Genomic DNA, 26,182 nt, shown 5'->3' with positions numbered 1-26,182 from the left:
CGGAGGATTGACGTGAGAGTCCTGCGATTCACACGCGCCGCCCTGTCGTTCATCCTGGTCGCGGGATGTGGCAGCGGCGATGAGACAGAATCCTATACCTTGACACGCGTCACGGGGACGGTGACCCTCGACGGCAAGCCGCTCGATGGGGCAAAGGTCATCTTCACTCCCCAGGGCAACCGTCCGGACACCCCGGGCTCGGACATGACGGGGAGGGAAGGAACTTACACGATCATGTACCGCGGCAGGGCCGGCGTGGCGAAGGGGAAATACTCGGTCCTGGTCGCCAAGACGATCCAGGACGGAACCGACGGGGCAGCACCCGACGCACCCGGGGAGTTCTCCGAGTCCGCGGCCCTGGCGGCGATGAAGAAGCAGGCCGACCTCACCGCCGACTCGGTCAAGCGCGTCGCCCGCAAGACCCGCCCGGTCTCCGTCTCTCAGACGTTCGATCGCGAAGTCGGCGACAGGGCCACGGTCCTCGACTTCGACCTCAAGAAGCCTTGACCTGAGTGCTCCCGACGGTCCAATCCCCGAGACCCTCCAAGAGTGCGACCCCGTCGCAGGCGGACACCACACGGATGTCAAAGCCAGTCTGATCATCTTGTCCGTCGTGATTCGGATCCTGGTCGAGGGTGTGGCGGTCGGCGACGACCTGAAGCCGTCGTCGTTCCCGATCATGGGGTGGGACTACGCCGACGACGAACCGACGCCTCGATCGATACCTGAGTGCGGCATCAACTGCGTCGCCTTCGTGCCGGAGACCGCGCTCGACATCTGCCAACGGCTGTCACTCGAGGCGATCGTGCATGATCCGGCGATCACCCCCGCCCGGTGGGATCAACCTTTCCGGAGCGCGGACTCGATCGCCGCCCTGACTGCACTGGTGAAACGCGTGAACGGACATCCCGCGGTCATGGGCTATCACCTCAAGGACGAGCCCGGACCGGACCAATTCGCGGAGCTGGGCAAGGCCGTGGCGGAAGTCCGCAAGCTCGCGCCGGGAAAGTGGCCCTACATCAATCTCACGCCCGGGATGGGAGAAGGATACGACGGATTCCTGGACGACTTCGTGAAGCAATGCCACCCCACGATCCTGTGCGAAGACAATTACCCGCTCGGCCAGGACGGTCGCTACTCTTATGTCTACTGGGCGAATCTCGCCCAGGTTCGCATCGCGGCACTTCGTCACCGACTCCCTTTCTGGACCAACACGCTCAGCGTCGCACGCATGACCTATGCCGAGCCCACGCCGGCCTCGTTGCGCCTTCAGGTCCTCGGAGCGCTGGTCTACGGGGATCGCGGGATCTGCTACTCCAAGTTCATCAGCCGAGAGCTTCCCATCCTCGAGGCCCCGATCTTGGCGACTGGCGAGGCGGCCCGCTCGACGCGTTCCTCGAGAAGACTCCGACCTGGGATTTCATGCGGAAGATGCCTTCGTTGTCTATCCCGGTCCTGATGGTCGGATCGATTCACTCCGCTGGGAGGTCTTTGCCGAGAGCCTCCAGGATTACGCTCTCCTGCATTCCGCCGGAATTCGACCCGACGATCCCTTGCTGGCCCCGATCAAGGATTACGCCGAATTCCCGAAGTCCGTGGGCTGGATCGAGAATGCCCGCAAGGCCGTGCTCGCCCGTGCCGCTACATCACGAACCCGCAGACGCACTTCAATCGATTTCGTCGGGGACGCCGCCGTCGTCCTCCCCGCCGGAGCCGGGACCGCCGCCGCCGTTCTTGAGGGCCTCCCAGTCTTCCCACGAGTAGAGGACCTCGCGGGCGGAGCCGCTCTTGTATTCGCCGACGATGCCGTCCTCCGCCATGTAGTCGATCAGCCGGGCGGCGCGGCCGTAGCCGATGCCGAGCGCCCGCTGGAGCAACGACGTCGAGCCGCGGCCCTCGCGGATGACGATCTCGATGGCCGGCTCGTACATCTCGTCCCGCTCCTTGAGTCCGCCCCCCTTGTCCTTACCCCCGAGGCCGCCGCTGACCTGGAGCTGGATCAGCTCGCGGCTGAACTCCTGCGGGAATTGCTCCAGGTACTGGCAGATCCGCGCGACCTCGGCGTCCGAGACGTACGTCCCCTGCGAGCGGACGATGTGCGAGGTCCCCGGGACGAGGAAGAGCATGTCGCCGTTGCCGAGCAGCCGCTCCGCGCCGATCTCGTCCAGGATCACCCGCGAGTCGTTCCGGCTGGTCACCTGGAAGCCGATCCGGGCGGGCATGTTCGCCTTGATCAGGCCGGTGATCACGTCCACCGTCGGCCGCTGGGTCGCCAGGATCAGGTGGATGCCCGCCGCCCGCGCCTTCTGGGCCAGGCGGACGATGTGCTGCTCCACTTCCTTGGCCGCGGTCATCATCAGGTCGGCCATCTCGTCGGCCACGATCACGACGTAAGGCATGTGCGTCGGGATCCGCTTCTGCTCCGCCTCGTCCTCCGGCCGCAGCCGGGCGTAAATCTCCTCGGCCCCGAGCTTGTTGTAGGCCTGGACGTTCCTCACCCCCGCGCGGGCGAGATAGGTGTAACGCTCGTCCATCTTCTCGCAGGCCCAGGCGAGGATCGATTCCGCCTTCTTCATGTCCGTGACGACGGGGTGCATCAGGTGGGGGATCTTCTTGAAGAGCGAGAGCTCGACCATCTTGGGGTCGACGAGGATCATCTTCACTTCTTCAGGCGTGCGGGTCATGAGGATCGAGATGATCATCGCGTTGAGGCAGACCGACTTGCCCGTACCGGTCCGGCCGGCGATCAGCAGGTGGGGCATGTCGGCCATGTCGAAGGCCATCGGCACGCCCTTCACGTCCTTGCCCAGGAAGAGGGGGATCCGGGCCTGACGGCTCTTCTCCTGGACCCCCTCGATCACCTCGCGGAGCCGGACCATGCCGCGGCGCTCGTTGGGGACCTCGATTCCGACCGTCGACTTGCCGGGGATCGGTGCCACGATCCGGACACTCGGCACGGCCAGGGCGATCGCCAGGTCGTCCGCGAGGCTCATGACCCGAGAGACCCGCAGGCCCTTCTCCATCTCGATCTCGAACTGGGTGATCACCGGCCCGGTGTCGATCTGGACCACGCGGCAGATGTAGCCGAAATCCAGCAGCGTCCGCTCCAGCGTCATCGCCCGCTGCTGGATGTGCAACTCGTTGTCGTGAACCTGGACCGGCGAGGCCGGCTCGAGGAGCTCCAGCGGCGGCGCCACATACCCCGCCGAGGGATCCGCCAGAGGGACCGGGATGGAAGGCGCCCCGTACCTCGCCGCCGCCGCCATGGCGGGCGCGGTCCGGGCCGCGACCACCGCGGCGGGCCGCGGCGCCTCCAGCCCCGGCACGGCCGCCAGCGCGGGCCGCGGCGCCGAGGGGAGCGAGTGGACCACCCGCTCACCGCCCGCCGCGGGGAGCAGGTACTCCGCCGGCGCCGGCCGACGCCGGCCGAATCGCTCGCGAGCCCAGGCGGAGACCTCGCGCAGCGGCCAGGTAAACATAACCTCATGGCAGAGGGCCACCCCAGTGATCCCGGCGGCGAGCATCAGGAGGAGCATCCCGTAAGGGCCGAAATGCGCGAACAGGAACGTGGCCACCAGCGCGCCCGCATAACCGCCCGCCCCGACCGGGGGACTGGGCCGCAGGCCCGGTGCGAACTTGTGGATCATCCCGGCGGCCACCAGTAGGAAGAGGCTGAACCCCAGCGCCGGGCTCGCCCGGTCGACGACCTTCCGCCTCGTCATCACCAGGACGTTGAGCGCGACCAGCCCCAGCAGGAGGAGCCAGCACGACCATCCGAGCACGCTGAACAGGACGTGCGCCAGCCACGCCCCGGCCGGTCCACACGGGTTGGAAAGATGGGGCGCGACGTTGGGCGGATCCGCCCCCGAGCCCGGCGCGTCGGCGGGGTCGTAGCCCCCCAGGCTGAGGGCCAGGAAGAGATTCAGGAGCAGGAAGGCCAGGTCCGGCGCCGAGCGGATCAGACGCTGTCGAACGGGCATGTCACCTCCCGAGGCGCGGGCGCAAGCAGCACCCGAGGCGCGCCGCGGCCCCCTTCTACGGAAGGCCCGGCCGCGACGGCCGCCGCTCTTTGATCGGCCGGAGCCGACCGCCGCCTTGCGACGGGCTGACTCCGTTCACCCACCCGCCCGGGCGGGCCTGCTCATTCTGAGGACTGGGTAAGATCCACCGTGCCGCCGTCCACGTCCATGTCCTCGGTCGCCTCGTTGGTCTGCAGGCGGCCGGACATGTCCAGGTAGATCTTGTCCTGCATGATCTCCTGGATCACCATGCTCATCTTGTCCATGCCCCGGCCGTCCACCAGCGCCCGCGCGCCCTGATTGAGGGCGATCATCCGCTTCTGGATCAGGGTCGAGAGCTTGAACCGCCCCCCGACCTTGTTCACGATCTCTTCTTCCTTCAGTTCGTCGATCATGCTTCATTCCCCCTTCCGCAACCGGCCAGGACCAGGACGCCCGCCAGCTCGTCAACGCATCGATCCAGATCATCATTCACAACGTGCACATCATACGATTCCGACAGTTCCAGCTCGCGCCGGGCATTGGCCAGCCGGCGGAGGATGGTCGGCTCGTCGTCGGTACCCCGGTCTCGCAGCCGGCGTTCCAGCTCATCAAGGCTCGGGACCTGGACGAAGACGAGCAGGGCGCTCGGGACCTTCGCCCGGACCTGCATGCCCCCCTGGACGTCAATCACCAGGATGACGCATGTCCCCTCCCCCAGGGCCCGGCGGACGGGCGCCGCGGGGGTCCCGTAGGAGAAGCCGTGCACCTCCGCGGATTCCAGCAGGTCGTCGCGCCCCGCCTCGAACGCCTCGGGCGACAGGAACGTGTAGTCGCGGCCGTGCACCTCGCCGGCCCTCGGCTCCCGGGTCGTGGCCGAAACGGAGACCGCCAGCCTCAGGTCCGGCCGCCCCAGCAGGCGACGGACCAGCGTGCTCTTCCCCGAGCCCGAGGCCCCGGAAAGAACCACCAGCCGGCCCGGCAGCGATGACCAGTCCACCACGTCCCCCACGATCACCCCTCGCGTGCCTCGCACGCGCTATTCCACGTTCTGGATCAGCTCCCGGATCCGCTCCAGGATCCCCTTGATTTCGAAGACGTGACGGCTGATCTCCACGTCGCTCGCCTTGGAGCCGATCGTGTTCGCCTCGCGGCCCATCTCCTGGACCACGAATTCGAGCTTCCGCCCCGCGCTCTCCCTCTCACCGAGGATCTCCTGGAACTGTGCCAGGTGGGCGCGGAGCCGGACGATCTCCTCGGAGATGTCGCTCCGATCGGCGAGGATCGCGACCTCGCGGATCAGGTCCCTGGCGTCGATGCTCACGCCGTGGTCGCGAACCAGGCCGCCGATCCGCTCCGTCAACCGTCCCTGATAGGCCTGGACGACCAGCGGGGCCCGGTCGGCGATCCGTCCGAGCAGCCCTTCGGCGGAGCGTGCCATCGCGGTGAGCTCGGCCGCCATCGCGTCCCCTTCTCTCGCCCGGGCCCCTTCCAGCTTGTCGAGGGCTTCGCCGACCACGCGGGCGATTGCCGGCCAGTCTTGCTGGGGGTCGCAGGCCGGCCCTCGGCTCTCTTCCACCACGCCCGGCAGGGCGAGGAGGTCGCCCAGCGGGACCTCGACTCCGGGGGCTCCCTTCCCCTGGGCAACTCCGGCGATCCCCCGAAGCTGCTCGCGGTAGCTCGCCAGGGCGACGAGGTTGAGGCGGTAATCCTCCGCCCGCCGCGGCCGGTCCACGCGGAGCGAGAGCTGGACCGCACCACGACGGATCCGCTGCCGGACCAGGTGCTCGAGGTCCGCCTCGAGCGCCGAGTAGGGCTCGCTGATCCGGGTCGAGAGCTTGAGGTGGCGATTGTTGACCGTCCGCACCTCCACCTCGATGGACCACGCCTGGTCCTGGTGCCGCGCGTCGCCGAAGCCCGTCATGCTGAGCAACAAGGTGGTCCTCGCCGGGTGAGTCATGCGGCGACCGCCCGACCACCTGGGCCGGGCACATCGACGGTCGTCGATCCGCTTCGAGTCAGTTCGAATCGCTCGGTCCGACGACCGGCTCAACGGGGCGCGGGCTTCTCCGCCGGCGGGCTCGACTCGCCGGGCGTCGCCGGGAAGTTCGCGTCCGAGGGGATAGCCGCCGCAGGGCCGCCCGCCGCAGGGGCCTCGGCCGGGGCCGCGCCGGAGGTCCCGGTCGCGTCCGCGGCCTTGCCGGCGCCGGCCTTCGATCCGGCGTCTCGGGACGCGGCAGCAGCCGCGGGCTCGAACGTCACCGCGGTCCTGCGGTTCGTGAGGACGACGAGGATCATCGCCATCAGGATCCAGATGGCCGCGGTGACCACGGTGATCCTTGTGAACGTGTCTCCGGCCTTGGTGCCGAAGGCGCTGGAGCCGCCGACGCCGCCGAAGGCGCCGGCGAGGCCGCCCCCCTTGCCCCGCTGGATCAGGATGAGGCAGACCAGGAAGATCGAGGCGACGATGATGAACGTGTTGAAGATGGCCGTCAGGACGCCCACGTGTTGAGTCCTCTCGCTATCGCTTGCAGGGGTTTCGGAGACAAGCCACGGCCCCGGGCTCGCCCGGTGTCCGCTCCGGGTCGAATCGGTCTTCGCCGGGCTAGACTGGGGTGACGTCCGCCCGGCGGGATGATGGATAAAAAGCGGAACCCCGGGGGCCCGCCGCGACGAGCCTCCGGGATGCCGTGGTCGATACCCGGATCAAATCGTCACGCCTTGCCGCCGGCGGTCACTTCCTGCCCCGCCTTGATGATCGCCAGGAAGTCGCTGGCCTTCAGGCTCGCGCCGCCAACGAGCGCGCCGTCGATGTCCGGACAGCCGAGCAACTGGAGGGCGTTGTCCGCCTTCACGCTCCCCCCGTACTGGACAACGACCCGGGCCGCCGTCGCCTCGCCGAAGACCTTCGTCAGCCAGTCGCGGATGAACGCGTGCGCCGCCTGGGCCTGCTCCGGCGTGGCGGTCAGCCCGGTGCCGATCGCCCAGACGGGCTCGTAGGCCAGGACGATGCCCGCCATCTGTTCCGGCGCCAGGCCGGCCAGCGAGCCCGAGAGCTGCTCCAGGAGCACCGCCTCGGTCCGCTCGCCCAGCCGCTCCTCCTTCGTCTCGCCGATGCAGACGATCGGGATCAGCTTGGCCTCGAGCGCGGCCTTGACCTTCCTGTTGACGATGTCCGAGGTCTCGCCCATGCCGTGCCGGCGCTCGCTGTGGCCGAGGATCACGTGCGTGCAGCCGACGTCCACCAGCATGGAGCCGGAGACCTCGCCGGTGAACGCCCCGGAGTTCTCCCAGTACATGTCCTGGGCGGACAGGCCGATCGGCGAACCCTCGAGCACGCCGTCCACCTGGCTCAGGAAGACGAACGGCGGGGCGACCGCCACGTGGACATCGGTCGCGGTCCCGAGGCCCGTCTTCACCCCCTCCGCCAGGGCCACGGCGGCCTCGGCGGTGGTCGGGTTCAGCTTCCAGTTTCCCGCGATCAACAGCGTGCGCATCAGACCGATACTCCTTCGCAGACGTCGATGGACTTGCCCATCAGCTCGGCGAGCTGGCGAAGGTCTTCCATCAGGCGGGCGTACTGCTCAGGCAGGAGCGCCTGGGGGCCGTCCGACAGGGCCTTCTCGGGGCAGGAATGGACCTCGATGTGGACCCCGTCGCTGCCGGCGGCGACCGCCGCACGGGCCATCGCCGGGATCAGGTCCGGCTTGCCCGTGGCGTGGCTCGGATCCGCGATGATCGGCAGGTGGGAGAGCCCCTGGGCGACCGGCACGGCCGAGAGGTCCATCGTGTTGCGGGTCGAATCCTCGAAGGTCCGGATCCCGCGCTCGCAGAGGATCACCTCGCGATTCCCCTCGGCGAGGATGTACTCGGCCGACATCAGGAGGTCCTTCACGGTCGCACTCATCCCCCGCTTCAGGAGCACGGGGGTGCGGGTCCGGCCCACCTCCTTGAGGAGGTCGAAGTTCTGCATGTTCCGCGCGCCGACCTGGAAGAGATCGGTGTACCGCTCGACCAGGTCCACCTGGCGCGGGTCCATGACCTCGGTGATCACGGGCATCCCGTAGGTGTCGCCGGCCGCGCGGAGGATCCGCAGCCCCTCCTCGCCCAGGCCCTGGAAGCTGTATGGGCTGGTCCTCGGCTTGAACGCGCCGCCCCGGAGGATGTTCGCCCCGGCCGCCTTGACGCCGGCGGCGATCTCCATCAGGATCGCCTCGCTCTCGATCGCACACGGGCCGGCGATCATGGCGAGATGGCCGCCGCCGATCCGCACGCCCTTCACCTCGATGACCGTGTCCTCCGCGTGGAACTCGCGGCTGGCGAGCTTGAACGGCTTGAGGATCGGCACGACCTGCTCCACGCCGGGGATCGCCTGCAGGGGCTGGACCTGCAGCTTCTCCTCGTCGCCGATCACGCCGATGATCGTCCGAGCCACCCCCTGGCTCAGATGCGGCGTCAGGCCGAGGGCCTCGATACGTTCCAGGACATGCTGCACCACGTCGGGCGTCGGATGCGGCTTGAGCACAATGATCATCGCGGTTCTCGTCGTCCCCCTCGCTCGCCGCCGGGCACCACGTTGTGATCGGCCTCGGAGCGGGGAGCTACGGCAGAGGTCTGGCTGGTTGGTGAGAACTTCCCAGTCTAATCGATCTCGCTTCGATCGTGAAGCGTCTTCAACCTCAAAAACCCATCCATCCGGATTATCCGCCCCGAGACGCCGCCCCATCGACGGCCGGTCCGCCGGGCCGAAATTGGCTTCGATCGCGCGCCGGCGTAACCACCCTTCTTGACATAAATGCTTGCCACATTGTGATTTAAACTCAAAAAAGCGATTGGCTTTGATGGTCGATTTCGTGCAGAATGGGTTCTCGTCTTCCTCTCTCTTTCTCTCGATCCTGGCGATCGGCTCGCGCCGACCGATGCAGGCATCATCCCTCGCTCGTTTCTCCCCAAGAGTCATTCGCCGCGCGCACTCTCTCTGAGATCCTCTGAGAGATATAATCCCGAAAATTCGCCGCCGAGTTTCATCCTTCTCGGAATTTTCTCGAAGTTCGGTCATGCCGACCCGAGATCACGCCCGGCCCCCGGTCGAGCTGGAGCACTCGTGGGACGAGTTGCACGGGATGTGGCCGGCGGTCCTCGTTCAACAATTGCATCCCATCCTCCCGGCAGGCTACGCGGCTGCCCCGCGTGTGCATCTCGGGGCCGGCTTTGAAATCGACGTCTCCGCTTGCCCTGCAGCAGTCACGCCCGGAGGGCCTCGACGATACCCCCGATCGCAAACCCGGCACCGAGTACGGCCAGGGCGGTCAGGCGGTCGCGAGTGTCCAGGTTCACCAGGGATTCCTGATTGAAGACGACCAGCAGGATCGGGATCGCCAGGAAGGATCCGACCAGGGCGCCTCGAAAGAACGTGGCAAGGTCCCAGCCGCGGGCCTGCTCGAGTCGTCGGACCGCAAGGCCCGCCGCGAGCCCCAGCATCAGGCTGAGTGCGGCCCCGATCAGGTGCGCGACCAGAGTCGTGGCCTGCGAACGGAAGGCGACCGGGCCGAGCGGCCTGAAGTCCCCCAGCGCGATCTGCCGCGCCAGGAAGCCGGAGGCCGGGACGGTGACGACCGCCGTCGCGTAGTGGAAGCCCTCGAGCCGCCGCCCTTCGATCATACCCGTGTAGAGGAACCAGAGCAGGATCCCGACGAGCGGCCCGAACGCCCCCAGGTACATCGGGCCCAGCCCTCTCGTCGTCGCCAGCCCGACCGCCGCCAGGGCCACGATCACCATCACCCGCCCCAGGCCGCCGCGCTGCTCGCGTCGGCGCTTTCGCGACGATTTGCCCACGTCTGCCTCCCTCGTTCCGAGGCACCTCGAACCGACGTACATTACAAATGTCGTACAAGGAGTGTCAACCGTCGCTGTTGCCGGGTGCCGCCGGGACCGACATCATCGAGGGGGGCGCGTTGGATTCTCCCCGGACCGCGAGTTGTCGTTGGTGCGAATCCGTCGGCGAGAGCCCGCCGCCCCCTGATTTCGAAGGGAGACTCCATGACGCGTCCATCATTGGCACCTCAGTTCGCGCTCCGAGCAGGTCTGATCCTGGGGATGACCTCACTCTTGATGGCGGCCCTGTCGGGATCGTCCGCGCAACCTCCCGTGGCGGGAGCTCCAACCTTCGCCCGGCCGGTAAGCGTCGGCGCCGAGGGTCGCCGGTTCCTCGATCAGAACGGAAAGGTTTACCTGCTCCGCGCCATGTCCTCCTGGGCCATGGCCCAGAACTGTACCGATGCCGAAATCAGGAAGGCACTGGAGGGGCTGAAGGCACTCGGCTTCAACGCGGTGATGGTCTCGCCGTTCGGCGTCCACATGAACGAGAGCTTCGGCGATCGATATCGAAATCGGGCCGGACAGCGCTTCTTTGAGGGCGCACCAATGGCGTCCCCGCTCGGTCCGGCGTGGTCGTCGATGGACCGGATCATGGCCGAATCCACCCGGCTCGAGATGACCGTGGTCTTCTCCTTTTTCTTGAGCTGGGGAGACACCGGCACCGTGCCGGATCTGGTCAGGGCCGGGCCGGACAATGCCCGCGAGTTCGGCAAGGCCGTGGCGACCCGCTACGCCGACTATCCCAACATCATCTGGCACGTGATGGGCGATTTCCGCTGGTCTTACCCCGATGCCCCGGCGAGGGAGGTCGACGCCCTTTTCCGCGGCCTCAAGGAGGCGGAAGGGGCGCCACGGCGGCTGGTCCTGGCCGAACCGAAAACGGATCGACCTCGTTCGATCAGTTCATTGCGCAGGAGGGCGAGAAGGGCTATCGTTGGTTCCGGCAGGACGCCGACACGGTGTATCAGTACTGCAGCAACTCGGTCGATCAGTTCGACGCCGTCTACAACCGGGCCGGCGCCACGCCCTATCCGGTCGTGGACATCGAGCCCCCTTACGTCAACGCGCCCCACTACAAGGGCCAGCAGGACCAGGAGCTCCGTGAGCGGAACTACGCGACCTTCCTCCGCGGCGGCGCCGGGATCAACATCGGCCACGAGAAGTGGTGGCCGTTCGGCGTCACCGGGCTGTTCGACGGCGGCCCGGGCTGGCTCGATATCCTCGGCCAGCCTCCCCAGCAATGTGCCCGCCACGCCTGGACGCTTTTCGACGCCTTCGTCCGCGACACCACCTGGAAGCCCGACGACGGGAAGTTCCTGAAGACCGGCCTCGGCACGGGCGACGACAGGGCCGCGTCGGGCTGCTCCTCCTCCGCGGCGATCGTCTATTTCCCGACCCGCCGCGAAGTGACCGTCGATACCACGACGATCGTCCGCGGGGAGAAGATCCGGCTCCGCTGGTACGATCCGACGAAGGGGAGCTACACGGTCATCTCAGATTCCGAGCCGAGGAATCCCAGCCGCTTGATCCCCTACCCGCCCGGCGATCACGAGGACGGCTTCGGTGACTGGGTTCTGGTGGTGGAGGGGATCTGACTCGCCCACTCGACCGCGCACGATATCCGGACCTTGCGAGGCAAGCTGTTGCGCCAGACGGACTTTGCTCCCAGGCCGCGGCGGCCCATGGTGTTCCCCCACGGCCACCCGGAAGCTCGGCGTGGCGGCGAGGCGTATCGAGAGCCGCCGTCCCGATGGGGGACGGTCTCCTCGGTGACGGTCAAGGAAAAACCAGGTCGGTGTAAGGAAAGGCGATTTCGGCCTGACTTATTTTTGGAGCCGCGACGCCCCCAGTACACGGTGGCCGGGCCATCGACGCTGGCCTGGGCCGGAATCGGAGCGGTCGGGTTGCAGGGCGACGACCGGCTCGGAGCCAGAGCCAATGCCTGATTCTGAGCCAGCTCCATAGCGAGATTCCTGGGATGCCTCACCACCCGAAGGAGACGATCGATGCGAGTGGCGACGAAGTGGATTGTAGCCCTGGGCAGTGTACTCCTGTCGATCGCCCCCGCCACCCACGGCGAAATGATCGTCGGCAATCTCGGGCAGGAGTCCATCAATTTCGATGTGATTTACAACGATAACATTCGCCTGGCCGCCCGATTCGACCTGGACGACGCGTTCCAATCCCACACACTCACGTCCGTGGTGCTGAATTTGTCGGCCCTTGCCGACGCCGGTCCCATCCTGGCCGGCCTGGAGTTGTACGACGATTCCGGCGGCGGACCTGGCAGCCTTGTGGCCGATCTCGGCACCGCGTCCGTGCCCAATGACTACCCAACCTTCTCCCACAATACGTTCACAGCGGGCGCGTCTCCGGTCCTCTCGCCAGGGCATTCCTACTGGCTGGTGCTTCGCTGGATCGATGCCGCTAATGGCCATTTACTTTCCTGGAACGAGACGGCGGGCGGCGAGGACCCAGGCGGCCTCCCCGGCGCGTCGATCCCCGGGGACAATGCGATGCTCCTGAGCGACGACGGCGGGGCTTCGTGGAAGGACATCAGCCCTCCTCTCCCCAGTTCGTTCCAGTTCCAGCTCAACGGCGAGCCGATCAGCACCGCCGTGCCCGAGCCGTCGTCGCTGGCCCTGGTCGTGCTCGGCGGAGGATGCCTGGGTGGCGTGTTCCTACGACGCAAGGGCCTGAATTGACCAATCGCTTCAACCGTAATTGATTAGCGACCCCTTGCCTCCGTGGTCGCGAATTCCTTAGATTGCCGCCATGACGGAATCCGACCTCGCCAAGCTGGGACGCGACGAGCTGGTGGCCCTGATCCTCAAGCAGGCCGCGCTGCTTGAGCAGCAGGCCGCCGCGATCGCGGCGCTGCAGGCCAAGGTCGAGGAGCTGACGCGTCAGGGCAGGCGGCAGGCGGCGCCCTTCTCCAAAGGGGTGCGCGCCAGGGACCCGAAGCGCCCCGGCCGCAAGCCCGGGCAGGGGATGTTCAAGCATCGCGAGGCACCGACGCCGGAGCAGCTCTCCGAGCCCCCCATCGATGTCCCCGTCGAGCGGCCGGCATGCCCGGCCTGCGGCGGCGAGCTGGCCTTCGATCATGTCGAGGAGGCCTCGATCACCGACCTCCCCGAGGCCATCAGGCCTCGGGTCCGGCTCTTCCGCGTCGCCGTCCATCGCTGCAAGGGCTGCGGGGCCACGGCCCGCGGCCGGCATCCCGATCTGGCCTCCGATCAGCGTGGGGCCACGGCCCATCGGCTGGGACCGCGGCTGCTGGCCGCCGCTCATCACGCGCACTATCGCCTGGGCGTCCCGGTCCGCAAGCTGCCGGAGCTGCTCCGGACCCTGACCGGGGCGGCCTTCACGCAGGGGGCGATCACCCTCGATGCCCTCAAGAAGGCCGCCGGGGCTATCGGGGCGAGGTACGCCGGGCTCTGCGACTCGGTCCGCCACTCGGCCTGGTGCCACACCGACGACACCGGCTGGCGCCAGGGCGGCTCGTCGCGGTGGCTGATGGCCTTCGTGACCGACACCGCGACGGTCTACCAGGTCCGCGAGCGGCACCGCAACGAGGAGGTCCGCGAGCGGCTCCCGGCCGACTACGCCGGCACGATGATCACCGACCGCGGCACGACCTACGACGCGGCCGAGCTCTCCGCGATCAGGCGGCAGGTCTGCCTGGCCCACGTGCTGCGGTCGATCTCCGAGGTGACCGAGGCGAAGGCGGGCCGGACGAGGTGGTTCGGGTCGGAGTTGAAGGCGTTGCTGAGGCGGGCGCTTGGGCTGTGGCACGAGCGGCGGGCCGGGCCGCCGATCGAGGGATACGCCGAGCGGGTGCGGCGGACGAAGTTCGACATCACCTGGCACCTGAGGGATCGGCGGCTGGCCGACCGCGACAATCAGCGGCTGCTCGACGGCCTGGGCCGGTGCAACGACGCGGGGTCGCTGGTGCGGTTCCTGGACGACCCGTCGATCGAGCCGACGAACAACCGGGCCGAGCGGGCGCTGCGGCCGGCGGTGATCGCGCGGAAGGTGTCGCACTGCACGAAGACCGCGCGAGGCACCGCCGCCTTCGAGGCCTGGACGAGCGTCCTGGCGACCCTGTCGCGGACCCTCGCGGGGCCGGAGCTGCTCGACGCCGTCGTCCAGCTCATCCATCCCGCCGCCCCCCGGCTCGCCTGAGCCCTCCCGGGTCGCTAATCAATTACCTTCAACCTCATCCCTCCACCGTTGACGGGAATGCGGCGGGGATCCAAACTCCACCTTCACTCCGCTGAGATGCCGTGGATTTGAGCCCGCGCGTCCCGAGCGGTGCGAATCCTTGGAGGTGTCCATCCGCGATGCAAGGGCTTCATCAAAAGAACCCGACGCGACGGAGTCGATCGGGGCTGGCCGTTTTCTTCATCGGTCTGCTCTCGGCCTCGGCGTGCCGGTGAGGGCGAGGACGTACGGCCTGGGTGTCGGGCAAGATCCATCCGTTCCGTCCAGGAGGGCGTCGAAGCTCATCCCGTCCCTGACGAAGGTCCCCATACCCCGAAATGACCCTCCATCGAAGGAGCCACGACTGCGACCACACTGTCGGCGAAGCGGCGCGAGACTTCCTGCCCAGTCCGGACGCCCGTCCCACCAACGAATGTGATACCCATCCAGGAATTGGATGCTGGAAAACGCCGCCGTCACGGAGTACGATGGCTGTCGTCGCACTCCCGCACCTGCACTCACGTGCGAGGACTTCTCCAACCAAGCGGCCGACAGCCGGCCTCGGTGATCCGACGCTTGATCTTGCCCTGGATTCAGCGTTCGGGACGTCCCTCGCATCGAGCCCCGGAAGACGGCGTCCCCTACGAAGAGACGGTGGTCGTTGCGGAATCCGATCGATGCAAGAAGAGGTTACGAAGCCCTCCCGAGCCGACGAAACCCCCGCATCTCTGCTCCATCGGCTTCGGGAAGATCCCGGCAATCCGGAGGCCTGGCAGGCCATCGTCACTCTCTACGGGCCGAGGATCTACAACTGGAGCCGGCGATGGGGCTTGCAGGAGGCGGATGCGCGCGATGCCACGCAGGATGTGCTCCTTCGCCTCTTCGAACGCATGGATCGGTTCCGTTACGACCCGTCCCGGAGCTTCCGCGCTTACCTCAAGACCACGACGTACTACGCCTGGTGTGACCTCGTCAGGGGGCGAGGCATTCCGCACGCCGTCGCCGAGCACTTCACCTCCATCGCTGCGCTGGATTCCATCGAGGCGCGGGATGACCTGATCCATCGCCTGGAAGAAGCCCACGAGCGTCATCTGCTATCCCTGGCCATGGATCGCGTCTCGAGACGGGTCGGTGCGCAGACGTTCGAGGCGTTCCGGCTCCTGGCCGTCGATGGGGTCTCCGGCTCCCAGGCGGCGCTGCAATTGGGCCTCACCGTGTCCTCGGTATTCGTGGCCAAGTGCCGTGTTCAGAAGATGCTGCGCGACGAGATCCGCGTCCTGGATCCCGATTGATCGTCATGAACCGATGCCCCTCCGCGCAATCCCTGGCCGCCTGGGTGAACGGCGAGCTCATTGACACGGAGCTGGCCGAGGTCGAGGCACACGTCGAGAGCTGCGCGGCTTGTTGGGAGCGGCTCGACCACGTCCTGGCGGACCTCGAACCGATCGATCCGCTGCTGGATCGACTCCGCACCTCGCAGACCGACGAGATCCGGGGAGAGCTCGCGTTCCTCGCGGAGCTGGGAGAACGACCTCCGGCGATCGCGGCGACTTCGGCGGCGAATCCGCCCCGAGACGGAGCCCGGCAGGATGAGGCCCGGCCCTCTGGTCCGGGAGAACGCTACGAGGTCATCCGCCTGGAGAACCGGGGCGGACTCGGCGAGCTTTACCTGGCGCGCGACCGCGAGGTCCCTCGTGAGGTCGTCCTCAAGCAGATCCGGGAGGAGGCCGCCAACCAGGCGGCCCTGAGGGCCCGATTCCTCCGGGAGGCGGAGATAACGGGCGGGCTCGAGCATCCGGGGATCGTGCCCGTCTACGGGCGGGGGACGGACGCGCGCGGCCGGCCCTACTACGCGATGCGCCTGATCCGAGGCACGAGTCTCGAGCAGGCGATCCGGGATTTCCATCAGGGTGCCGGGGAGGACGACCCCGCGGCCCGGAACCTGGCCTTCCGCTCGCTGCTGAGGAAGCTCATCGACGCCTGCAACACGCTGGCATACGCACACAGCCGCGGGGTCGTCCATCGGGACGTGAAGCCGGGCAACATCATGCTGGGGCCGTTCGGAGAGACCCTGGTGGTTGACTGGGGCCTCGCCAAGTCCCCGGATGATCGCCCCGGCCCGCCGCGACCGCACGGGGAGTCACGACCGGACGAGATGGCCCCGCAGACCGAGCCCGAGCTGACCAGGGCGGACGACCGAATCGGCACGCCCGCCTTCATGAGCCCGGAGCAGGCATGGGGCAGACACGGAGAGGTCGGACCGGCGAGCGACACGTATAGCCTGGGCGCCACCCTCTACGCAATCCTGACCGGCCGATCGCCGGTGCGAGGGAGCGACTCTGCCGAGGTCCTCGAGAAGGCGAGCCGGGGCGACTTCCCGCGCCCCCGGGCCGTCCGGTACGACATGGATCCTCGCCTCGAGGCGATCTGCCTGAAGGCGATGTCGCTCCGGCCCGCCGACCGGTATCCCTCGCCCGCTGGCCTGGCCGCGGACATGGAGAAGTGGCTCGCCGGGGAGCCGGTCTCGGCCTATCCCGATCCCCGGATCGATCGTGCCCTTCGCTGGGCGCGACGGCACCGTGTGATTGTCGCCTCGGCCACATCCGCGATGCCCCTCGCGATCCTCGCCGCGAGCCTGGTCTGGGGGCAGATCCGTGTCGATTCCTCCACGGCACGGGCCCTCGTCGCGGCGCTCGAGACGGCCGACACGCGGAACGTCCCCCAGATCGCGGGCCAGTTGCAACGCTACCGCCGATGGGCGGAGCAGCCCTTGCTCGCGATGTATCGCGACCGGCCGGAGGGCTCCGACGCCAGGCTGCACGCCGCGCTCGCGCTCCGCCCTATCGATGCCGATCGCCGCGCCTTCCTCCGCCGCCGGCTCCTGAGCCCGCGGACGGGCCCCGATCAACTCATCATCATCCGGGAGACCCTGGGAGGCGATGAGGATCGCCCGTCATGGCTGCCCGAACTCTGGGGGCTCGTCTCGGAGGCGGACCCGAACCTGACGGACGAGCCTCTGCGGGCCGCGGCGGTCCTCTCGCTCCTCTCCCCCGAGGACGGGCGGTGGCAGGCGCTCGCCCCTCGCGTGGCGGAGGGGCTGACTCGCCAGAACCCCCTCCTGATCGGAGCGTGGGGGAGGGCTTTCGAGCCGATTGCGGGCGTACTGAAGGTGCCCCTTCGGACGATCCTCGGCGATCGCGACAGGGTCGAGGCTCGGGCGCTCGCCTTCAGCATCCTGCTCGATTATGCGAACCGGCCGTCGAACGCGGACCGCGCCGTCGACCTCGCCGAGATCCTGCCGGACGCCGAGCCGGGGCCGTTCGACGACATCATCTCGCAAGTCGGCTCGCTGCCAGCCGAGGAGCGGGACGCGGCGATCGCGGCGCTGGAGCGGCACGTCGAGGGGCCCGTCGATCCCGGAGAAGTCCCGTCCCACCGGGCCTGCCAGGTCGTCATCTCGCTCCTCCGGCTGGGCCATCCTCGGTGGGCCTGGCGGTTTCTGGGCGAGCCCGCGAACCATGGCGGGAGGGCGGAATGGATCCACGCCTGGCGAGGGCTGGGAGTGGCCCCGCGGGCGATCTGCGAGCGGTTGCCCGTCGAGTCGAACGTCTTCGCCCGGCGTGCCCTGATCCTCGGCCTCGGCGAAGGCCCGTCCGAGGACACGGCCGCCGCGGGACTCGACGCCATCGCGGGCACTCTGGTCGATTGGTATCGCAACGACCCGGACCCCGGCATCCATGGCGCCGTCGATTGGCTGCTCCGCCGGCGCCGGGGACGGGGACGGGCCCCGGAGCTCGACGCCATCGACCAGGAGCTGGCGGGCGAGAGGATCTCAAGGGACCGTCGTTGGTACGTGGACCATCACGGGTCGACGTTCGTCATCCTCCGCGGCCCGGTCGAATTCCGGATGGGATCCCCGACCGACGAGCCCGGCAGGCTCCCGAACGAGACGCCGCTCCGCCGGCGGATCGATCGCACCTTCGCCATCGCGGCCGACGAGGTCACGGTCGGCCAGTACCGCCGGTTCCTGGGCGAGGACCCGCGCACGCCCGATATCCTGAATATCCCGGCGGTCCGGGCTGCGCTCCCCTCGGACGACCGGCCGATGACCGCCATCGAATGGTATGAGGCCGCCCGGTATTGCAACTGGCTGAGCCGGGCCGAGGGCATCCCGAAGGAAGAGTGGTTTTATCCCGATCCTGCTCAGCCCGACATGACCCTCCGCGCGGCAAACCTCGCGCGGACGGGATACCGGATGGCCACGAATGCCGAATGGGAGTTTGCCTGCCGCGCGGGGGCGGCCTCGAGCCGGCCGTTCGGGGCCGACGAGCGATGGCTGGACGGTTATGTCTGGCACCGGAAGAACTCCGGCGGCCTGCTCCAGCCGATCGGCCGGCTGAAGCCGAATGACTTCGGCCTCTTCGACATGCTCGGGAATGCCGTCGAATGGACGACCACGCCGTTCGTGACCGAGGCGACCGGAGCCGTCGAGCCTATTCCTGATCGCTTCGCCGACGCGGCCGTGACGGACAACCTGCCGCTGGAGGTCCGCGGCGGCTCGCTGCACTACGCCGTCGAGGGGCTCCGGTCCGCCCACAGCTTCCCCTATCGCCCCTCCGTCCGCGACCTCCAGGTGGGCTTCCGGGTCGCCCGAACTCTGCCATAGCCGCGACGACGCGAGGATGTGGATGAGAGGATCGACTCCCGTATCGTGGGAACGAAGAACGGCCACATTCCCGCGGGAATGCTGTGGATCTTTTCAATCACCACCGGTACAACTGTCTTGCCGCCTCTCTCGAAGACAGGTGTCCATGGCCTCTTCGAAAGCCCGTAGGAACGCGAGGCCACGATGAGCGATCGCGACCGTCACGATCGTCGGCGATCGGGCTTTACGCTGATCGAGCTCCTGACCGTCATCGCGATCCTCGGGGTGCTCCTGGCCCTGTTGCTGCCGGCCGTCCAGCGCGCGAGAGAGGCTGCCCGTCGCATCCAGTGCGCCAGCAACCTGAAGCAGATCGCCCTCGCGACTCACGGATACGCGGGCGTCTGGGGCGCCCTGCCGATCGGGATGCCTCTCCAGTTCGATGTCGGGATCTCCTCGGTCAGGACGAACCACAGCCTGTTCATCGCGATGCTCCCCCAGCTCGAGCAGTCGCCGGTCTTCTCGGCGTTGAATTTCGACGTGAACATTCGCGACGTCGTGAATCGGACGGTGATGACGCATTCGCTCTCGGTCCTCTGGTGCCCGAGCGATCCCTCCATCGTCAAATCGACGCTCCTTTCCGAGGGGATGACGGCTCGCGTCTCGCTCAGCAGCTACGCCGGAAACTCCGGGATCTGGCAGCTCTGGGGTATGCAGGACCCGGTGCCCCAGACGCGGATGAACGGCCTCTTCCAGATGGTCGGCTCGATCTGCCCCGCTCAGGTCACCGACGGATTCTCGAACACGTTCCTGATCGGAGAGCGCGACCACGGGTTGCTCGACCCCACGTGGGCATCCTGGTGGCACTGGTGGACGACCGGCAACTACGGCGACACCCTCTTCTGCGCGGCCTGGCCGATGAACCCGGGTCCCAGGGCGGCCGACGGCTACGCCCGGCGGTACGACGTGAGAGACTCCGCGTACATCGCGGGGGCCTCAAGCCGGCACCCGGGGGGCTGCCACTTCGCCTTCGCCGACGGCTCGGTCCGGTTCCTCAGGGAGACGATCGACACCTGGCCGTATGACCCGGCCACGGGCCTCCCCCTCGGCCTGGATCCTGGCAAGGACGAACCCTTCCAGCTCCCCGCAGACATTCGCCCCGGAGTCTACCAGGCCCTGGCGACGCGATCCGGCGGCGAGATCCTCTCCGCCGAATCCTACTGAGCGACCGGCCCGGAGCGCTCGGGATCGCGGATACCGCAGGCCTCAACTTGAGCCGCACATCCTTCCCTCGCACCGCGCCCCGTCGCGGATCAGGTCGATCCTTGCGGCGATTGCCCGATTTTTTCTCGCCTCGTGTAAGGTTCTCGCCCACGGCCCTGAATAGTTGCTGGACCCAGCGCGGCCGGTACGACGACATCGAGCAGAGAGTGACGAGGTCGAGAGGTCTGTCTGCACGCGGAAGACGAGACGAGGCTCATACCTCGCCTCTCTGCCCGTCCATCATCCCCGGGACAGGTTTCTGCTCGATCCTCCTCTCCGCCCCTGGGCCTCCATCAACGACAGGTCGCTCCCCTCGACCATCACCGTACGCTTCTCGACGATTGGAGGTACGCTCATGACCAGGTACGGAATTGCACTCCTTGCCCTCTGGGTCACGTTCGGCAGCGGCTCGCCCGTTCGGGCGGGCCTAATTCCGGGTATGTCGTTGAATGGGAATCTCAAGGTCTCCTATCCGCCCAAGAGCCAGGCCTTCAACAACTCCACCGCGATCCTCTCGCCCGACGCCCCGGAATTCAGCGGAACCGACCCTGTCAATGCGAGCCAGACGGTCTATGCCGACTTCACCGAGACCACGCTCACCATCTCCTTCGTATCGAGCCAACTCGGCGGTATTGCCATTCTCGCGCCGAATGACAACTGGCTGTTTACATTCACGTCCCTCCCGGTCGCCGGGGGTGCCTCGATCATCGGGCTGGAGAGGCAGGCGAACGAGTCTGGACATATCGCGATTACTCGTAGCGCCGTGTCGTCAGATTCGATCACGATCGGCGTCGGTAACTACTACATCCCCAGGGGGGAAGACACCGCGTCGGTGACCTTCAATATCGAGTTCTCCCCGGCCGCGGTCCCCGAGCCCTCCAGCCTCGTCGGCAGCGGCACGGCGTCGGCCCTGGCCGCACTCGGCCTGGCCTGGAGGAGGCGGCGCCCCCGTTGAATCGCGAGCGAGTTCGATGGGGGGGGCGTGGTCTCGCCTCGGCGGTCCAGCGCCCTCACGATGTTCCCCCGAGCCGGTCGGGAGGACGAGCGCTCGCTTCAAGCCCTGCGGGGCATGGATGCCTCATGATGCCGCGACCATCTCCCTCCCTCCCGCCGCGGCCCCGCGATGTTCTATTCGATTCGGGACATTCACCGTAGCGAGGTTCTTCCATGTCGAAGCGTCACCTGATCGCATTGATTGCCCTTTGCGGCGCCCTGGCTGCGCCGGCCAAGGCGGAGTCCGTCCTCGGGATCAACTCCGTCGCGTACGGCGGCGGGATCTACTCCATCGACGTCGATACCGGGATCGCCACCCTCGTCGAGAGCACGTCCTCCGCCGCACTCGGCTCCAGCGCCAACTCCGGCAACAGCCTGGCCCGAGGCGACAACGGGGTCCTGTATTATACGTCCTTTGGGTTGACCTCGAATGACACACTCTTCGCGTCCGAGGGTGGTATCCCGGTCGCCGCGGGGGGGCTCGTCGGGAACGTCGCCTTCGGTACCTATGGTGATGGAGCGTACTGGTACATCGCCAATAACAGCCCCTTCATCCACCAGGTTGGCTTCGAGAGCTCGGGCACGTCGATTGTCACCGACACCGCGTTCGCCATGAGCGGGGATGTAAAGCCTTATGCACTCGGCGACATCGCCTTCTCGGGCAGCACGATCTACGGCGCCGGAGTGACCGACAATGGACAGGAGCTTTTCGGCATCGACCTGACGACCTTCGCGGTCACCACGATCGCCTCGCTCCCGGTTAACCTTCAACTGGCTTTCGCTGGGTCCACGCTGATCGGCCTGAACACCACGACCGGCGACATTTACGACGTCAACCTTTCAACCGGAGCCCTGACTTACAGGTCCACCGTATCGTCCGCCGCGGGGGGAGAGCTTCGTATCAACGACCTCGCCAGCGCCGGAAGCAACCCCTCCGTCATCCCCGAGCCCGCGGCGTTGACGAGCGGCTCGCTCGGCGGGCTCTTGATTGCGGCCGGAGCCTGGTGCCGACGCCGGAGGAGCTGAACGGCCGAGTCGAGCGATGTAGGCACAGCCGTCAAGGCGAGACGTCGGAGCCGCCTCCGCTCGCCTCCAGGTGATATTCGATCTTCCGGTCGGCCTCGACGATCTTGCCCGACGCTTTCAGCACCTCGATCAGGGCATCTTGCTCCTCCGGCGTCATCGTCGGCAGCAGGGCCTTCAAGTGGTTGCGGAGTGTGGTTAGCGTCCGCGGCGGAGTCTTCAGGGGGGCGAGCTTGAGGACGGCGGCCTGGAAGAGACTCTCGGCCCGGCCGGGGCCGGGGCCGCCGTGGTCGATCGCGGCCGAGGTCTCGCTCTGATTCTCATCCTCGTCTTCATTCTTGCTCTCGATCGCAGGGGGCAAGGCTTCGGATCCTCGGCGGGCCGGGCAGCGGAACCGCCCGCGCTGGTTGAGAACCACCCGCAGCTTCTCCTTGAGCGACAGGCTGCCCAGCAGATAGTTCAGCGACTGGCAGCACGCCACGCAGTTCCCCTCGGCATTGCTGCCCCCGTTGGAGCTGGCCACGAGGTGCTCGACGGTCGCCTCCGACCGGTTCAAGGGCTGGTCACAGAAGAAACAGCGGTTTCCCTGGGCGAACAGGAGGCGTTCCAGGATCGACATCTTCATCGGCTTCCCCGCCGGCCGGCTCGTCGTAAACGTCCGCGGCTTTCGATTCCAATCCAGGCCCGCGACGGAATCAAGCCCGGCCGAACGCCAAGGATCTGCACGCCTCCGCGCCTCCATTTCGACCCTCGGTCCGGACTTTACAAGTGGCCGGATCTGGGGGACAATCATGGTTTACTGATTGGCGAATCGGTCGGAGGGCCCGCGAGGGCCAGAGGGGGACGCGCTGTGCATGAGGAGGCGATTCGCAAGGCCGATGTGCTGATCGCGGCGCTCGGATACATCCGCAAGTTTCACGGCCGGTTTACGGTCATCAAGCTCGGCGGCTCGGTGATGGAAGATCCCGAGTCCTTGCGCGCCCTCCTGGTGGACGTCGTCTTCATGCAGACCGTGGGCATGCGCCCCGTGGTCGTCCACGGCGGCGGCAAGGCGATCACCGCGGCGATGGAGAAGGCCGGCATCGTCCCGCGATGGGTCAAAGGGCGGCGGTACACCGACGACGCCACGCTCGAGATCGTCGCGCGGGTGCTCGCCGAGGACATCAACACCGACATCGAGCGGCACATCAGCAAGTTCGGCGGCCGCGCCTCGGGCCTCCACCACAGGACCCATCAATGTCTCTACGGGCGGAGGCTGATGCTCGAGGAGGCCGACGGCACGAAGCTGGACCTCGGCCGCGTCGGCGAGGTCACCGAGGTAGACATCGAGCCGATCGAGAACCTCTGCCTGGCCGGCGTCGTCCCGCTCCTGCCGTCGCTCGCGGAGGATGAGGACGACGAGACGCAGCTCCTGAACGTGAACGCCGACACGGCGGCCGCCGCCGTGGCCCAGGCGCTGAAGGCCGAGAAGCTCGTCTTCCTGACCGACACGCCGGGGATTCTCCGCGATCGCAACGAACCTTCGAGCCTGATCTCGGCTCTGACTCCGGCGGAGTGCCGCGAGCTGATCGCCGAGGGGGTCATCGACAAGGGCATGATCCCCAAGGTGGAAGCCTGCCTGACCTCCCTGGAGGCCGGGGTCCTCAAGACCCACATCATCGACGGCCGAGTCCGCCACTCGCTCCTCCTGGAGATCTTCACCGACAGCGGGGTCGGCACCGAGATCGAGAACGAGAACGCCGACACGATCGACAAGCGCACGCCCGCGGGCCGCAAGCCCGTCCTGGTCCGGTGAGGCCCCCACGACCCCGCCCGATCCAAACCTGATGAGATCCATCCGCGGGCCCGCCCCCGCTTCCCGCACCTTCCGCTGCCGGAGTTTCCTGCGTTGCCAGACGTCCATATCGCCCCGCAAGGTTCCGCGGAGACCATCGAGGAGTTCTCGCGGTACGTCATCCCCAACTACCGCCGCTACCCGGTCTGCCTGGTCAGGGGCGAGGGATCCTGGGTCTGGGACGCCGAGGGGAGGCGCTATCTCGACTTCTTCCCCGGCTGGGGCTGCAACCTCCTGGGCCACTGTCCGCCACGCGTCGTCGAGGCGGTCCGCGATCAGGTCGGCCAGCTCATCCACGTGCCGAACACCTGGTACATGGAGGCGCAGGGTGCCTTCGCGAAGGCCCTCTCGGAGCGGTCCTTCGGCGGACAGAGCTTCTTCTGCAACAGCGGCGCGGAGGCCAACGAGGCGGCCATCAAGCTCGCCCGCGTCTGGGGGCATTCGAAGGGCCGGTTCAAGCTGATCACGGCGGAGGGGGGCTTCCACGGGCGGACCTTCGCGGCCCTGACCGCGACGGCCCAGCCCAAGTATCAGGAGCCCTTCCAGCCCCTCGTGCCGGGCTTCAGCTACGTCCCCTACGACGACCTGGGCGCCGTCGCCAGGGCGGCCGACGGCCAGACCGCGGCGGTCCTCGTGGAGCCGATCCAGGGCGAGGGCGGGGTGATCGTCCCCGACGAGAATTACCTCCCCGGCCTGCGCAAGCTCTGCGACGAGAAGGGCATGCTCCTGATCCTGGACGAGGTCCAGACGGGCATGGGCCGCACCGGCCGCTGGTTCGCCTACCAGCACTTCGGCATCGAGCCCGACATCCTCACGTGCGCCAAGGCCCTGGCCGGCGGGATCGCCGCGGGCGTGATGATGGCGAAGCCGGAGATCGCGCAGGTGCTCCAGCCCGGCCTGCACGCGTCCACCTTCGGCGGAAATCCGATCGCCTGCCGGGCCGGGCTCGCCACGATCGAGACGATCGAGGAGGAGGGGCTCCTCGGGCGTGGGCTCGCCATCGGCGGACGCTTCCGAGCCCGCTTCGAGTCGCTCCGCGCGGAGCTGCCGGACCGGATCAGGGCGATCCGCGTCCGGGGCGTGATGATCGGCCTGGACCTCACGTTCGACGCGACCGGGGTCGTCTCGACGTGCCTCGAGCGAGGGCTGCTGATCAACGCCACCCACGGCCACATCGTCCGACTCCTGCCGGCCCTCAACCTGACCGACGACCAGATCGATGAGGGCTGCGACATCCTCGCGGATGTCCTCCGGGAGGTGGCCCGATGAGCCAGCACGCCAAGGCGACGCCCGGGCCGACCGACCCGGCGGCGAAGGCCGGATCGGGCGCGAATGCGAAGCGAAAGAATGGGTTCGCGGCCGGCACGCGGCATGTCGGGGCACCGGCCGGGGAGGCCGCAGCGGCGGGGCCGCCACGCCACTTCGTCTCCCTCTTCGACATCAACCCGGACGAGGCCGCGAGCCTGATCGACCGGACCGTGAAGCTCAAGGCCGGCTCTCACGGCCCCCCGCGGATGCCCCTGATGCAGGGCCGCACGCTAGGGCTCCTCTTCGAAAAGCCCTCGCTCCGGACCCGCGTCAGCTTCGAGACCGCCATGGCGAGGCTCGGCGGCTCGTCGATCTTCCTCCGGGGCAAGGATGTGGGCCTGGGCGTCCGCGAGAGCGTCGCGGACTTCGCCCGGGTCATCAGCCAGTACGTCGACTTCCTGGCGATCCGTACCTTCTCCCAGTCGATCATCGAGGAGCTGGCGCGGCACGCCTCGGTCCCGGTGATCAACGCCCTGTCGGACTACTCGCACCCCTGCCAGGCGATGGCCGACATGGTCACCATCCTGGAGGAGCGGGGCGACCTGGCCGGCAAGAAGGTCGTCTTCGTCGGCGACGGCAACAACGTCGCCCGCTCGCTCGCCCTGGCCTCCGCCCTCCTCGGGGCGGACTTCGTCCTCACGGCGCCGAAGGGCTACGAGTTCCCCGCCGACTTCGTCGCGCGGTTCGCGGCGAAGTTCCCGGACTATCCGCTGGTCGTCGAGCGCAAGCCCGCGAAGGCCGTGAAGGGCGCGGACGTCGTCTATTCCGACGTCTGGGCGAGCATGGGCCAGGAGCAGGAGGCCGACGAGCGTCGCGAGGTCTTTGCTCCATACCAGGTGAACGAGGCCCTCTTCGCGAAGGCCCAGCCCGACGCGATCTTCCTCCATTGCCTGCCGGCGCACCGCGGCGAGGAGGTCACCTCCGCGGTCCTCGACGACCCGCGGAGCAGGGTGATCCCCCAGGCGGCCAACCGGATGCACTTCCAGATGGCCCTCCTGCTCTGGCTCCTCGAGCAGCGCGGCAAGTGACCCCACGAGAGCG

21 protein-coding genes and 2 pseudogenes are annotated in these 26,182 nt (G+C 67.7%); 14 read left to right on the top strand and 9 right to left on the bottom strand.

The features are described from left to right. The first annotated feature begins 12 nt into the window (after positions 1-12). Together G6O54_RS02050 and G6O54_RS39090 are read left to right on the top strand one after the other, a co-directional pair. Entirely contained in the window at positions 13-507 is a 495-nt protein-coding gene (locus tag G6O54_RS02050; protein ID WP_250846677.1) for a carboxypeptidase regulatory-like domain-containing protein, read from the top strand. A 731-nt stretch (positions 508-1,238) separates the two neighbouring features. Next, a pseudogene (locus G6O54_RS39090) lies at positions 1,239-1,466 on the top strand (hypothetical protein); the annotation flags it as partial. A gap of 201 nt (positions 1,467-1,667) precedes the next feature. On the opposite strand, the gene G6O54_RS02040 reads toward G6O54_RS39090, so the two are convergent. The 8 genes from G6O54_RS02040 to G6O54_RS02005 all read right to left on the bottom strand — a co-directional run bounded on the left by G6O54_RS02040 (position 1,668) and on the right by G6O54_RS02005 (position 9,833). Then, positions 1,668-3,980 (bottom strand): FtsK/SpoIIIE family DNA translocase, encoded by a 2,313-nt coding sequence (locus tag G6O54_RS02040; protein ID WP_165219626.1) that lies wholly within the window; start codon positions 3,978-3,980, stop codon positions 1,668-1,670. A gap of 161 nt (positions 3,981-4,141) precedes the next feature. Then, a complete protein-coding gene (locus tag G6O54_RS02035) occupies positions 4,142-4,414 on the bottom strand; it encodes a DNA-directed RNA polymerase subunit omega (RefSeq protein ID WP_165219624.1) in 273 nt (90 codons plus the stop codon). Then, complete coding sequence (gene gmk, locus G6O54_RS02030) at positions 4,411-5,034, bottom strand: guanylate kinase (RefSeq protein ID WP_250846675.1); 624 nt, start codon at positions 5,032-5,034, stop codon at positions 4,411-4,413. The genes G6O54_RS02035 and gmk overlap by 4 nt, the downstream gene beginning before the upstream one ends. A gap of 3 nt (positions 5,035-5,037) precedes the next feature. Continuing rightward, positions 5,038-5,934: a YicC/YloC family endoribonuclease gene (locus tag G6O54_RS02025; protein ID WP_165219622.1), complete on the bottom strand. Its 897-nt coding sequence runs from the start codon at positions 5,932-5,934 to the stop codon at positions 5,038-5,040. A 113-nt stretch (positions 5,935-6,047) separates the two neighbouring features. Next, entirely contained in the window at positions 6,048-6,503 is a 456-nt protein-coding gene (gene secG / locus G6O54_RS37255; protein ID WP_205678648.1) for a preprotein translocase subunit SecG, read from the bottom strand. A gap of 209 nt (positions 6,504-6,712) precedes the next feature. Continuing rightward, complete coding sequence (gene tpiA / locus G6O54_RS02015) at positions 6,713-7,495, bottom strand: triose-phosphate isomerase (protein ID WP_165219620.1); 783 nt, start codon at positions 7,493-7,495, stop codon at positions 6,713-6,715. Next, on the bottom strand, positions 7,495-8,532 hold the full coding sequence (gene aroF / locus G6O54_RS02010) for a 3-deoxy-7-phosphoheptulonate synthase (protein WP_165219618.1): 1,038 nt from the start codon (positions 8,530-8,532) through the stop codon (positions 7,495-7,497). Before aroF ends, tpiA begins: the two co-directional genes overlap by 1 nt. A 710-nt stretch (positions 8,533-9,242) precedes the next feature. Continuing rightward, a complete protein-coding gene (locus G6O54_RS02005; protein WP_165219616.1) occupies positions 9,243-9,833 on the bottom strand; it encodes a hypothetical protein in 591 nt (196 codons plus the stop codon). A 204-nt stretch (positions 9,834-10,037) separates the two neighbouring features. On the opposite strand from G6O54_RS02005, the pseudogene G6O54_RS38685 reads away from it, so the two are divergent. The 9 genes and pseudogenes from G6O54_RS38685 to G6O54_RS01960 form a co-directional block, all read left to right on the top strand. Then, positions 10,038-10,742, top strand: a pseudogene (locus tag G6O54_RS38685) (apiosidase-like domain-containing protein); the annotation flags it as partial. A 92-nt stretch (positions 10,743-10,834) separates the two neighbouring features. Further along, on the top strand, positions 10,835-11,470 hold the full coding sequence (locus G6O54_RS37700; RefSeq protein ID WP_165219614.1) for a putative collagen-binding domain-containing protein: 636 nt from the start codon (positions 10,835-10,837) through the stop codon (positions 11,468-11,470). A gap of 411 nt (positions 11,471-11,881) precedes the next feature. Further along, on the top strand, positions 11,882-12,580 hold the full coding sequence (locus G6O54_RS01990) for a choice-of-anchor R domain-containing protein (protein ID WP_165219612.1): 699 nt from the start codon (positions 11,882-11,884) through the stop codon (positions 12,578-12,580). Positions 12,581-12,650: 70 nt separating this feature from the next. Then, positions 12,651-14,060 (top strand): IS66 family transposase, encoded by a 1,410-nt coding sequence (gene tnpC, locus G6O54_RS01985; RefSeq protein ID WP_165219610.1) that lies wholly within the window; start codon positions 12,651-12,653, stop codon positions 14,058-14,060. A 695-nt stretch (positions 14,061-14,755) separates the two neighbouring features. Next, positions 14,756-15,370: an RNA polymerase sigma factor gene (locus G6O54_RS01980; RefSeq protein ID WP_165219608.1), complete on the top strand. Its 615-nt coding sequence runs from the start codon at positions 14,756-14,758 to the stop codon at positions 15,368-15,370. Positions 15,371-15,375: 5 nt separating this feature from the next. Next, complete coding sequence (locus G6O54_RS01975) at positions 15,376-18,744, top strand: bifunctional serine/threonine-protein kinase/formylglycine-generating enzyme family protein (protein WP_165219606.1); 3,369 nt, start codon at positions 15,376-15,378, stop codon at positions 18,742-18,744. A gap of 183 nt (positions 18,745-18,927) precedes the next feature. Next, positions 18,928-19,944: a DUF1559 domain-containing protein gene (locus G6O54_RS01970; protein ID WP_165219777.1), complete on the top strand. Its 1,017-nt coding sequence runs from the start codon at positions 18,928-18,930 to the stop codon at positions 19,942-19,944. Between the two features lie 394 nt (positions 19,945-20,338). Continuing rightward, positions 20,339-20,938, top strand: a complete 600-nt coding sequence (locus tag G6O54_RS01965; protein ID WP_165219604.1) for a PEP-CTERM sorting domain-containing protein — start codon at positions 20,339-20,341, stop codon at positions 20,936-20,938. A 212-nt stretch (positions 20,939-21,150) separates the two neighbouring features. Beyond that, a complete protein-coding gene (locus tag G6O54_RS01960; RefSeq protein WP_165219602.1) occupies positions 21,151-22,002 on the top strand; it encodes a hypothetical protein in 852 nt (283 codons plus the stop codon). A 31-nt stretch (positions 22,003-22,033) separates the two neighbouring features. Here G6O54_RS01960 and G6O54_RS01955 read toward each other — a convergent pair whose 3' ends face one another. Next, positions 22,034-22,624, bottom strand: coding sequence for an HNH endonuclease (locus G6O54_RS01955; protein ID WP_205678647.1), 591 nt, complete (start codon positions 22,622-22,624; stop codon positions 22,034-22,036). A gap of 225 nt (positions 22,625-22,849) precedes the next feature. Between G6O54_RS01955 and argB the strand changes: the two genes are divergently transcribed. From argB to argF, 3 genes are all read left to right on the top strand, one after another. After that, on the top strand, positions 22,850-23,794 hold the full coding sequence (gene argB / locus G6O54_RS01950) for an acetylglutamate kinase (protein WP_165219600.1): 945 nt from the start codon (positions 22,850-22,852) through the stop codon (positions 23,792-23,794). Between the two features lie 93 nt (positions 23,795-23,887). Further along, positions 23,888-25,102, top strand: coding sequence for an aspartate aminotransferase family protein (locus G6O54_RS01945; RefSeq protein WP_250846674.1), 1,215 nt, complete (start codon positions 23,888-23,890; stop codon positions 25,100-25,102). Beyond that, positions 25,099-26,169, top strand: coding sequence for an ornithine carbamoyltransferase (argF, locus tag G6O54_RS01940; protein ID WP_165219598.1), 1,071 nt, complete (start codon positions 25,099-25,101; stop codon positions 26,167-26,169). The genes G6O54_RS01945 and argF overlap by 4 nt, the downstream gene beginning before the upstream one ends. Positions 26,170-26,182: the final 13 nt, after the last annotated feature.

The sequence above is a fragment of the Aquisphaera insulae genome, assembly GCF_011064615.1.
Taxonomy (GTDB): Bacteria; Planctomycetota; Planctomycetia; order Isosphaerales; family Isosphaeraceae; genus Aquisphaera; species Aquisphaera insulae.
The sequence above is the reverse complement of the archived record's forward strand: the minus strand, read 5'-3'. Positions and strand labels throughout refer to the sequence as shown.